This is a genomic window from Streptomyces sp. BBFR2 (assembly GCF_044497305.1).
GTDB lineage: Bacteria > Actinomycetota > Actinomycetes > Streptomycetales > Streptomycetaceae > Streptomyces.
Genome location: NZ_CP172415.1, coordinates 3,576,441 through 3,587,148, shown reverse-complemented (window position 1 = coordinate 3,587,148; position 10,708 = coordinate 3,576,441). Strand labels below are relative to the sequence as shown.

7 protein-coding genes and 1 riboswitch are annotated in these 10,708 nt (G+C 74.6%); of the genes, 4 read left to right on the top strand and 3 right to left on the bottom strand.

Features of this window, described 5'->3' with window-relative positions:
• Nucleotides 1–10 precede the first annotated feature (10 nt).
• A riboswitch (cobalamin riboswitch) is annotated at nt 11–131 on the bottom strand.
• 950 nt (nt 132–1,081) lie between these two features.
• The 4 genes from cobG (at nt 1,082) to ACGH2B_RS14195 (ending at nt 7,551) form a co-directional block, all read left to right on the top strand.
• On the top strand, nt 1,082–2,512 hold the full coding sequence (gene cobG / locus ACGH2B_RS14210; protein WP_399088651.1) for a precorrin-3B synthase: 1,431 nt from the start codon (nt 1,082–1,084) through the stop codon (nt 2,510–2,512).
• Nucleotides 2,513–2,645: 133 nt separating this feature from the next.
• A complete protein-coding gene (locus ACGH2B_RS14205) occupies nt 2,646–3,272 on the top strand; it encodes a precorrin-8X methylmutase (RefSeq protein WP_399088649.1) in 627 nt (208 codons plus the stop codon).
• Nucleotides 3,269–5,011, top strand: coding sequence for a precorrin-2 C(20)-methyltransferase (locus ACGH2B_RS14200; protein WP_399088647.1), 1,743 nt, complete (start codon nt 3,269–3,271; stop codon nt 5,009–5,011). Before ACGH2B_RS14205 ends, ACGH2B_RS14200 begins: the two co-directional genes overlap by 4 nt.
• A 2,042-nt stretch (nt 5,012–7,053) precedes the next feature.
• Nucleotides 7,054–7,551 carry a hypothetical protein gene (locus ACGH2B_RS14195; RefSeq protein ID WP_399088645.1) on the top strand — a complete coding sequence of 166 codons (498 nt, stop codon included), beginning with the start codon at nt 7,054–7,056 and terminating at the stop codon, nt 7,549–7,551.
• Between the two features lie 14 nt (nt 7,552–7,565).
• Here ACGH2B_RS14195 and ACGH2B_RS14190 read toward each other — a convergent pair whose 3' ends face one another.
• The 3 genes from ACGH2B_RS14190 to ACGH2B_RS14180 all read right to left on the bottom strand — a co-directional run bounded on the left by ACGH2B_RS14190 (nt 7,566) and on the right by ACGH2B_RS14180 (nt 10,707).
• The gene (locus tag ACGH2B_RS14190; protein WP_399088643.1) at nt 7,566–8,336 is read right to left on the bottom strand and encodes a cobalt-precorrin-6A reductase; all 771 of its coding nucleotides are present in this window, start codon (nt 8,334–8,336) and stop codon (nt 7,566–7,568) included.
• 117 nt (nt 8,337–8,453) lie between these two features.
• Nucleotides 8,454–9,005 (bottom strand): hypothetical protein, encoded by a 552-nt coding sequence (locus ACGH2B_RS14185; protein ID WP_399088641.1) that lies wholly within the window; start codon nt 9,003–9,005, stop codon nt 8,454–8,456.
• 31 nt (nt 9,006–9,036) lie between these two features.
• Nucleotides 9,037–10,707: an alpha/beta hydrolase gene (locus ACGH2B_RS14180; RefSeq protein WP_399088639.1), complete on the bottom strand. Its 1,671-nt coding sequence runs from the start codon at nt 10,705–10,707 to the stop codon at nt 9,037–9,039.
• Between the last annotated feature and the right edge of the window lies 1 nt (nt 10,708).

The window sequence follows — 10,708 nt, the reverse complement described above, 5'->3', positions numbered from 1 at the left end:
CCGCGCCCCGGGTGGTTCGTTGGACGGCGGGAGTTCCTGACTCACCCGGCGGCTGCCGGGCTCACAGTGGCGGGACCGCGCCGGACTCTCACCGGGCTTCCTCCCTGAGGGCCGCCCCGCGTCGGGAAAAGCCCTCGTCGCCGTCGCCGGCGTCGGCGGGCCGGCTGACCCACCGGAGTGAATGGTAAGGGCTGCCCCGCCGCCACGGGAGCGGGCCTTCGGATCGACGCACGAGGTCAGGGGGCGCCTTGGGGGCGCGGCGCGATCCATCGTGGGTTGCCCTTACGGGATGTCCCTATGGGGCGGCCCGGGCGGGATGGCCTTACGGGTCGGGCGCACGGATGCCTTACGGGGTGCCCCTGCGGGGAGGGGCGGCTGGATGGGCGGGGGGGTCGGGCCCGTACGGGGTGTGCGGGGCCGAGCCCGTACGGGGTGCGGGGCCGAGTCCCTAAGGGGTGCGGGGCGTGGGCCCTGCGGGGTGGCCTTACGGGGTGCCCCTGCGGGGAGGGGCGGCTGGATGGGCGGGGGCTCGGGCCTGTACGGGGTGCGGGGCGGAGTCCGTACGGGGTGCGGGGCGTGGGTCCTGCGGGGTGGCCTTACGGGGTGCGGGGCCGGCCCGGGGTGGAGTGCGGGGCCGGCCCGAGGTGCGGAGCCCCTTGCGGGCGGCCGTACGGGGTGCGGGGCCCCGCGCGTACGGGGTGCGGGGCGGCCCGGGGCGCGGGTTCGGCTCCGGTGGGGCGGCGGCCAGGGCCGTGCGGCGGGCGGGGCGGGCATCCTCGGGTGGCCTCACCGGGGGCGGGCCCTCGGGGGCGGGGCCCTCGGACTTACGGGGTGCGGGCCCGGTCCGAAGCGCGGGTTCCCCGTCCGGGGGCGTGGCTCCGGAGGTACAGGGCTGCGCGCGGCCCCTACGGGACGCGGGCCGTTCCCCGTAGAGGGCGGGTGGCCGCTGCGGGATGCGGGTCCGGGCCCCGTACGGGCATCCCGGACGGGGCGCGTGCGAGGTGGTGGGTGTCCGGGCCGGTGGGCGGGGCGGGCCCCGGGGCGCCGTCGGCCTTCGGGGGGCGTCGGTATGCTCGCGGCCATGCCGCCCTCCCCCTCGAACCGGCCCTCCGGGGCCCAGCCGCCGCTGCGTGAGCGCGGTGACGCCTGCCCGGGAGCGCTGCGGCTGCACACGGCGGCGGACGGTGCGCTGGCCCGGGTACGGGTACCCGCCGGGGAATTGACGGAGCGTCAGGCGACCGCGTTGGCGGACGCGGCGGACCGCTTCGGGGACGGCGGGCTCTCCCTCACCTCGCGCGGCAACGTGGAGCTGCGCGGCCTCGGCGACGGCTGCGGCGGCGACCTGGCCGCGCTGCTGGCCGACGCCGGTCTGCTGCCCTCCGTACGCCATGAACGCGTCCGCAACATCGTCGCCTCGCCGCTCGCCGGACTCGACGGCCGCACCCCCGCCGACGTGCGGCGCTGGGCCCGTGAGCTGGACGGAATGCTCTGCGCGCAGGAGTGGACGGCGCGGCTTTCGGGCCGGTTCCTCTTCGTCCTGGACGACGGCCGGGGCGACGTGACGGGCCTCGGCGGAGATGTGACCTTGATCGCAGAAGACGCGGAAGACGCGGCAGGCGCGGGGGGAGCGGCGGGCGCGGCCGACGCGGGGCCGGGGGGCGCTCCCGGGGCCGCCCCTTCCGCTCTCCTCTTCCTCGGCTCCCCCGACGGTACCGGTGGCGCCCCGGCGGCGCTGCGGGTCGCGGGCGCCGACGCCGCCCGTGCCGCGCTCGCCGCCGCCCGGGTCTTCCTCGACGCCGCCGACGCGAGCGGCAGCGGCGCCTGGCGGGTCCGGGATCTTCCGGGGGGCGCGGCGCCGGACGCGCGCGCCGTCGGCGAACGACTACGCGCCGCCGGGGTCCCCGCCGCGTACGTACCGCCCGGCACCGTCCCGGACCGGCCGGAAGGCGGTGCGCCGTCACCCGGACCCGTCGAAGGGCCCGGCGGGCGCCGCACGCTGAGCGTCCTGGCGCCGCTGGGGCGGCTGACCGGCGCGCAGTGGCGCCTGCTGACCCGTATCGCCGGCGACGGGGACGGCACGCTCCGGCTGACCCCGTGGCGCGGCGTCCTCGTCCCCGGGGTCGCCGGGCCGGTGGCCGCCGCCCGGTTGCGGGAGTGCGCGGACGCGGGCCTGGTCACCGCCCCGGACTCGCCCTGGTACCGGCTCGGCGCCTGTACCGGGCGCCCCGGGTGCGCCAAATCCCTGACCGACGTACGGGCCGACGCGAGCGCCGTGGCGGCGGCCCTCGGGCGGGCTCCCGCGCTGCCGGTGCAGTGGTCCGGCTGCTACCGCCGCTGCGGCCACCCGCACGGCGCCTGGATCGACGTCCTGGCGACCGGCGGTGGCTACGACGTCACCGTGGTCCGGCCGGGGGCGCCACCGGAGCCGCTCGCGGCGGGCGCCACCGTGCGGCAGGTGGCGGAAGCCGTCGCGCCCGGGGTGCCCCCGGCGGCCCCGGGTACCGCACCGTGACCGCCACCGGGCCACGCCCCGGGCCCCGCGCCCGTTAGCGCGTACCCCGTCCCGACGCAGTACCCCGGACCGGAAACCCCGATCCGGCACCCGTTTCCCCACCCCACCACCGACCCACCACACCGAGGGCACCGTGTTCGACTACGAGAAGGACGGGGCGGCGATCTACCGCCAGTCCTTTGCCACCATCCGCGCCGAGGCGGACCTCGCGGGGCTGCCCGCCGACGTCAGCCGGGTCGCGGTCCGCATGATCCACGCCTGCGGCATGGTCGACCTCGTCCGCGACCTCGCCTTCTCACCCGGCGTGGTGGCGAGCGCGCGCGCCGCGCTGCGCGCCGGTGCGCCGATCCTGTGCGACGCGAACATGGTCGCCAGCGGCGTCACCCGTAAGCGGCTGCCCGCCGGCAACGAGGTGGTCTGCACCCTCGCCGACCCGTCGGTGCCCGCGCTCGCCGCCGAGCTGGGCACCACCCGCAGCGCCGCCGCGCTGGAGCTGTGGCGGGACAAGCTGGACGGCGCGGTCGTCGCCGTCGGCAACGCCCCGACCGCCCTCTTCCGCCTCCTGGAGATGATCGAGGAGGGCGCGCCGCGGCCCGCCGCCGTGCTCGGCATACCCGTCGGCTTCATCGGCGCCGCGGAGTCCAAGGAGGCACTGGCCGCCCATCCGGCGGGCCTGGAGCACCTGGTGGTGCGCGGACGGCGCGGCGGCAGCGCCATGGCCGCGGCGGCAGTCAACGCCCTGGCGAGCGAGGAGGAATGAGCGTGCCCGAGCAGTCCGCCGCCCGCACCCCGGGCCGCCTCTACGGTGTGGGGCTCGGCCCCGGAGACCCGTCCCTGATGACCGTAAGGGCCGTAAGGGTCATCGCCGAGGCCGATGTGGTGGCGTACCACAGCGCCCGCCACGGCCGGTCCATCGCGCGCGCCATCGCCGCCGAGCATCTGCGCGCCGATCACATCGAGGAGGCGCTGGTCTACCCGGTGACCACCGAGTCGACCGACCATCCCGGCGGCTACCGGGGCGCGCTCGACGACTTCTACGAGGAGGCCGCGGCCCGGCTCGCCGCGCACCTCGACGCGGGCCGTACCGTCGCCGTCATCTCCGAGGGCGACCCGCTCTTCTACGGCTCGTACCAGCACATGCACAAGCGCCTCGCGCACCGCTACCCGACCGAGGTCATCCCCGGTGTGACCTCGATCAACGCGGCCGCCGCCCGGCTGGGCAGGCCGCTGGTGGAGGCCGACGAGGTGCTGACGGTGCTGCCCGGCACGCTCCCCGAGGAGGAGCTGACGGCCCGGCTGGCCGCCACCGACTCCGCCGTCGTCATGAAGCTGGGCCGCACCTTCCCCGCCGTCCGCCGCGCCATGGAACGCTCCGGCCGCCTCCCGGAGGCCCGCTACGTAGAACGCGCCACGATGACGGGCGAACGCACCGGGGAACTGGCGGACGTCGACCCTGGTTCCGTCCCGTACTTCGCGGTGGCGGTGGTCCCGAGCCGGGTGGCGGAACAGGAGATTCCTGGAAGCGGATCCGGGGGCGCCCCGGAGGACGCGTCGGGGGCGCCCGACAGGGCGGCACACACCCCCGAGGGCGTTCCCGGGGGCTCCCCCGAGAGCGCGTCCGGGGCGCGCGACGGAGCCGCGCACACCCCCGAGAGCGTGCCCGGGAGCGCCCCGGAGGACGCGTCAGGGGCGGACGGCGAGACGGCGCACGCCCCCGCCGGGGCGGCCGGTGCCGCGCCCGGGTCCGCCTCCGGCGAGGTGGTCGTCGTCGGTACCGGACCGGCCGGGCCGCTGTGGCTGACGCCCGAGTCGCGGGGCGCGCTGGCCGCCGCCGACGACCTCGTCGGCTACACCACCTACCTGGACCGGGTACCGCTCCGCCCCGGTCAGCTACGGCACGGCTCGGACAACAAGGTCGAGTCCGAACGCGCCGAACTCGCCCTCGATCTGGCCCGCCGCGGCCGCCGGGTGGCGGTCGTCTCCGGCGGCGACCCGGGTGTCTTCGCGATGGCCACCGCCGTCCTGGAGGTCGCCGCCGAGGAGCGGTACCGGACCGTGCCCGTACGGGTGCTGCCCGGTGTCACCGCCGCCAACGCCGCAGCGGCCAAGGCGGGCGCGCCGCTCGGCCACGACTACGCGGTCCTCTCCCTTTCCGACCGCCTCAAGCCCTGGGAGGTGATCGCCGGACGGCTGCGCGCCGCGGCCGCCGCCGACCTCGTCCTGGCGCTCTACAACCCGGGCTCCCGCAGCCGCACCTGGCAGGTCGGCAAGGCCCGTGACCTGCTGCTGGAGCACCGTTCGCCGGACACCCCGGTCGTGCTGGGCCGCGATGTCGGCGGCCCCGAGGAGTCCGTCCGCACCGTGCGGCTGGCCGACCTCGACCCCGCCGAGGTCGACATGCGCACGATCTTGCTGATCGGCTCGTCGCAGACGCGGTCCGTACGGCGCGGCGACGGCACCGAGTCCGTGTGGACGCCGCGCCGGTACCCGGAGGGGTGAGCGCGGCCCGTATCCGGGAGGGTTCAGGGTCGGACGAGGGGTGAACACCGGTGGGCACGGGGGACGTTACGGACGAACGGCCTCGCGGTCGGCGCACGGAAGCCGCCCGGACATCCGTACGGGCCCGCTCCCTGGAGGGCGGGCCCCCGGGGCCGCCCCGGGTCCTCCCGGGCGCTTCCCGCGAGGCCGGTCCGCCAAATTGACCGAACTGTCGGCTGTTGTCCATGGACGGGTGGCACATTGTTGCTGTGCGTGTCCCGACCCGGGGCGCAGGCCCTCCGCCTCCGCCCCCGAGGAACCGCACGCCCACCCTGGGCAACGGCGGGGTGTGCCCTTGCCATCACGGCGCAGAACAGATGAAGTCGGAGAACCATGACCAGGTCTCACTCATGAGCCGTCGCACACGGCGACGCCGCACCCCGGCCGCACCCTGCCCGTCCTGCGGCGGCACCGACCTCCTCTGGGAGGACGAGGGCGTCTACGGCGGCGGCGAACTGCTGTGGTGGTGCGCCGACTGCCTCCACCAGTGGCACGCGAGCGACTACCCCGCCCCGGGCGCGGGTGCGCCGATGCCTCACGCCCCTGCGCCCGGGGGCGGCCCCGGCACGCCGCTGCCCGGACAACCACCGGGCACCGGCCCGTCGGTGTCCGGTGCGTACGGGGAGGCGCCGGGAGCGGGAGCCGCCGCGCCCGGCCCGTACGGAGAAGCGTCCGGTACGGGCACGGACCCGAGGGCGACGGTTCCGGGGCAGTCCCCGGGTGCGCTCCGGCCGCCGCCCCCGTACGGGGAGGGTGCGGTCCCGAACCCGTACGGGGGCGACGCCGCCGGACCGAGCCCGTACGGGAGTGACACCGCCGGACCGAGCCCGTACGGAAGTGACACCGCCGGACCGAACCCGTACGCGGGCGGGGCCTTGGTTCCGGGGCAGGCGGCGGCTCCGGATGTGGCTCAGGTTCCGGCTCCGGCTCCGGGTGTGGCTCAGGTTCCGGGGCGGATGGAGGCTCCGGGTGTGGCTCAGGTTCCGGCTCCGGCTCCGGGTGTGGCTCAGGTTCCGGGGCCGGGAGTGGCGGCGGAGCAGGGGGTGGGCTCCGGGCCCGTCCAGGGGGCCGGAGCGGAGGCCGTAGCGGCGCACGCCGCCCCGTCGGCGGGCCGCGCGCGGGAGTTGCCCGGTGCGGAGCCGGTCGTCGCGGGCACACGGTCCGCCCCGGACACGGCTTCGGGTACCGCTGACGCGCCCCGCCCGGCGCTCCCGCCCGCGGCGGCGGAAGCCACGGCGGAGCCGGGGCCCATGGCGTCCGAGGAGCCGGTGACGGCCGCGGCGGAGGAGCCCGCGACGGGCCACCGCCCCCTGGCGTCCGTGGGCCCCGCGGAGCCCACGGCGGCCACCGCGCCGGAAGCCACGGCGGGCCCGACGGCCCCGGCGTCCTCCGGTCCGGAAGCCTCCCCGGGCGGCCCGGTGCGCCCCGAGCCCGCCGCGTCGCAGGAGCAGGAGCCTTGGGCGGGCCCGCGTCCCACGGCAGGCCCGTATCTCGCCCCGCCGGACCCGTCCGCGCGCCTCGCCCCGACCGAACCGCCCGCACCGGCCCCCGTACCGCCGGAACAGCCGCACGCCACCCCGGCACCGGCGGACCGCGCCGAGGACGCCGCCCTGCCCGCAGAGACGGGCCATCTCGCCGAGGCGGACCACCTGACCACCGGGGGAGACCACCTAGCCGGGACCGACCGGCCCACGGATACGGGCCGGCCCGTGGAGACCGCCTCGCCCGTAGGCACCGACCAGCCGGTTGGGACCGGCCAACCCGTTGACGCCGACCAGCCCATTGGGACCGGCCAACCCGTTGACGCCGACCAGCCCATTGGGACCGGCCAACCCGTTGACGCCGACCAGCCCATTGGGACCGGCCAACCCGTTGACGCCGACCAGCCCGTTGGGACCGGCCAACCCGTTGACGTCGGCTACCCCTCAGGAAGCGACCGGGCGGTCCTCCCCGTGCCCGCCGGTCCGCCCGCCGGGCTCGTCGCGCCGCTTCCCGTCCCGGCCGTGAACGGCAGCACCTCGCTGCCGCTGCCGCCGCTCGCGCCCGTCGCGGAGGACGGCGGCGGGGCGTACCCGACCGTCGATCCGCAGGTCAACGGGGCTCCGACGGACGGCCTCGCGGCGCCGCAGGCCCAGCCCGTGGCCGCCGTGCCGTTGCCCGCGCCCGCCGCGTCCGCGCCGCCCCACCTCGACCCGCCGACCGGGCCGCCCCCGGGTGCCGAGGCGGCCACCGGGCCGCAGCCGCCGGCCGGCCCGCACCCCATAGCGCCACCGGCGGCGGGACAGCCCCCGACCGGCCAGCCGGCGACCGTCGCCGAACGCACCATGCACGCCGCCGGGTTCCTCCCCCTCGTGCCCTGCCCCGGCGCGTACGAGCCCTGGCCGTGCCGCTGCGCGCAGTGCGGCCGGGAGGCCACCCCCACGTACCGTCAGGTCCGCGACGAGGCGTTCACCTGCGCCTGCCGCGGTACGCGACGGCGCCGCCCGTCCCGTAGGCGCTGACGGCGGGCGGGTCGTCAGCCCAGCCGGTCCCGCAGCCACGCCACCGCTTCCGCGGGCCCCGGCACCGTCGCCACCCCGGCGGGCGCCGGGGGCCGGGTCACCAGCACGACAGGCACCCCGGCCTCCCGCGCGGCGGTGAGCTTGGGGGCGGTGGCGGCGGCCCCGCTGTCCTTGGTGACGAGCACGTCGATACGGTGCGCCGCCAACAGGGCCCGTTCCCCCTCAAGGGTGAACGGGCCGCGGTCGAGCAGCGTCTTCATACGGGGCGGCCGGGGCCCCTCGGGCGCGTCCACGGACCGCACGAGGAACCAGAGGCCGTCGAGGTGCGCGAAACGGGCGAGACCCATGCGGCCGGTGGTGAGGAACACCCGCCGCCCGAGCGCGGGCAGCGCGGCCGCCGCCCCGTCCAGCGACGCGACCCGATGCCATACGTCACCGGGCTGCGGCTCCCAGCCCGGGCGCCGCAGCGCCAGCAACGGCACCCCGGCGGCAGCGGCGGCCCGCGCCGCGTTCGCGCTCATCACCTCGGCGAACGGATGCGTGGCGTCCACCAGCGCGTCAACGCCGTGCTCCCGCGCCCACCGCACCAGCCCCTCGACCCCGCCGAACCCCCCGACCCGCACCTCCCCCACCGGCAACCGCGGCGCCGCCACCCGCCCCGCCAACGACGACGTGACCCGCACCCGGCCCCCCGCGACCAGCGCCGCGGCCAGCTCCCGCGCCTCGGCGGTGCCGCCGAGGATGAGGACGTGGCGCAAGCCCGGTGCGGTGGGGTGAGCGGTCATCGAGCCGGGGTCCTTCGGGGCTTGGGTATCTCAACGGCGAAAAGCGCCTTGGAAGGGTACGGGAGGGGTGGTGCGGCCCGGCGGGTGGCTGGGGCCGGGCCTTTGGACGGCTGTCGGTTATTTGGACCAGTAGGGGTCGCGGAGGTCGGGGCGGTGGTCCGGGCTGCCGTTGGGGGCGGTGGGGAAGGTGTCGCCTTCCTCCCCCTCGATATCTCCGCCATGACCGCCCGGAGATTTCGCATCCACGCTGCCACCGATGGAAATTCTCCCGTCCTCCTCAGCCGAGAATCCCACCTCAAGACCGTCGGAAGATTTCGCCGAGACGAAGTGAGGCCGCACGACAGCCTCCTCCAGCTCATAACCGGAACCCTTCAGGTATTTACGCACAATCGCCGTCATTCTATCGAGATTGCGCTCGGACACCTTGGTTCGTAGGTACCGCGTCCGATGGACACCTACCGTTCCATCCGGCTCCCTGGTGATCGAGTTTTCGTGCATACTCATCTCACCGGGCCCCTCCCTCCACTTGACGCGAGGATTTATCGCGCCGAAGACCCCGTCCAGGCTTGAGTCGATCTTCCGTAGTGCCTGATCGACAGTCAGGTCAGGGGTTCCCGAAATGATCGAGCAACCACTGATTCCGGTACAGGCCAGCAGCATTCCTGCCACGAAAGCACCAGCGCCATGTATCCGCATCGAACTACCTCCTCTCCTGGAGGCTCACACGTTCCGGGTGTCCGGCGACGATTTTCCCCATGTTTCTCAACGAATCTCCTTCCGCTCCATCTCCTGGTTCAAAGTAGCGGGAGTGCGAATCGATTCCGTGAGCGGGGTCGCTCGGGTCTACACCGAAGCGGATGGCGCCGAAATCTTGGCTGGCCGGGTCTTGCCCGAACCACAATTGATGCGGGTTCAATATGCTGCCTATCCCTATCCCGATGGACCCTCCCATGGATTCTTCCTTGGTAGGCAGGTGGGTGACCGGGTCGAACTCCGCCGCGCCCACCCAGACGTGGTCCCTCCCCACGCCGAGATCCTCCGCCCTCTCCGCCCCCGTACCGGGGCTTCCCACAAGAATGATGTCGTCGGCGGCGATACCCCCCGGGCGTTGCGCTCCCTGACCCACGGTGAAGGAGCCATAGCTGTGGCCGATCGCCGTGACGTGCGGCTTTTCTCCTTGATGGGTTGCCTGAACTCCGTCGAGAAAGGTGCCGAAGTCTTCTCCACCTCTCTTGCCCGGCCCCTCGCCGGCAACTTCGACGCTCTGCGGCGCGTCGTACCCGAGCCAGACGATCGAGGCGGTTTTCTCGCCAGCGTCCGCGTCGGTCGATGACTTCCAGACTTGCTGCGCCCGGTCTCCGTCGTCACCACCCACGCTCTCAAGCGTGGTGCTGAAACCGGGCACATACGCAGCGACATTGTCGGCCGTATCAGGGTTTCCGTACGACAGGATGGCCCGCCCGTTACCCTCTTCCCCGATTCCCAGGAGGAGCGGCTCGGGGTTCTTCCCGTCATCCCGGTCGAGACGGTCCCTGATGGCGCGGAATCCCTTCTGCTGTTCCGCTTCCCTTTCCGACATGGGTGAACCAGGCGGGTGCGCGTCGATCAGCCGGTCGAGATTGACGCGGTTCGCTTCGTCACGGGTTTCGGCGGGTATGCCGTCGAGGTTTCCGATCGAGTCGGGATTCAGTGCCAGTTGCTCGTCCCGTTCCTCCTGGCTCAGGCCGTTCCACCAGTCGTGGACCTTTTTGGGGTCCGTGCCCCGGTGCGGAGCGGTGTGCAGGCCGACCGCCGTACCGGCGATCTGGGAGATGTCGGAGGCGTCCCGCCGGGATTCCCGGCTGTCGACCTTCAGGCCACGGTCGGTATGGAGGCGCGCGATGGCGATGGAGTACCGGCCGTCGATCTCCTCGACGGTGCGCCGGACACCGAAGATGTGCTCTTCGAGGTCACGCCTTTCGATCTCCGCGTCCGGGGTGCCCCCGTCCGGGTCTCCCGTCGGAATGGAGCCCTCGTCCTTGTAGACCACTTCCCCGCTGGGCAACACCTTGAGCCCCTTCGCGGCCGCGTCATCGAGCAGTGTGCGGAGCCGCTTCTGCTGCTCCTTCATCTCGGTGACGAAACCGTCGATGGTGGCTTCGATGAGCGTGCATTCCTGGGAGCCGAACTGGAAGTTCTGTCCGAGACGGCCCAGACGTACCTGTGCCGCGTCAGCCGCCTCACCGGACCAATCGCCCTTCAACGGGCGCTGCATGTAGGTTTCCACCCGGTCCTGGTAGCCACCGAAGCGATGCGCCGACCTCGCCCATTCCTCCTTGGCCTCTTCCAGGGCGGAGAAGCGGAGATCCTGGATTTCCTGCAGTGTGGGCATC

Coding starts and splice junctions, on each gene's coding strand:
- cobG (WP_399088651.1), top strand. CDS start 1,082: ATGCCGCCCTCCCCCTCGAACCGGCCCTCCGGGGCCCAGCCGCCGCTG.
- ACGH2B_RS14200 (WP_399088647.1), top strand. CDS start 3,269: ATGAGCGTGCCCGAGCAGTCCGCCGCCCGCACCCCGGGCCGCCTCTAC.
- ACGH2B_RS14190 (WP_399088643.1), bottom strand. CDS start 8,336: ATGACCGCTCACCCCACCGCACCGGGCTTGCGCCACGTCCTCATCCTC.
- ACGH2B_RS14180 (WP_399088639.1), bottom strand. CDS start 10,707: ATGCCCACACTGCAGGAAATCCAGGATCTCCGCTTCTCCGCCCTGGAA.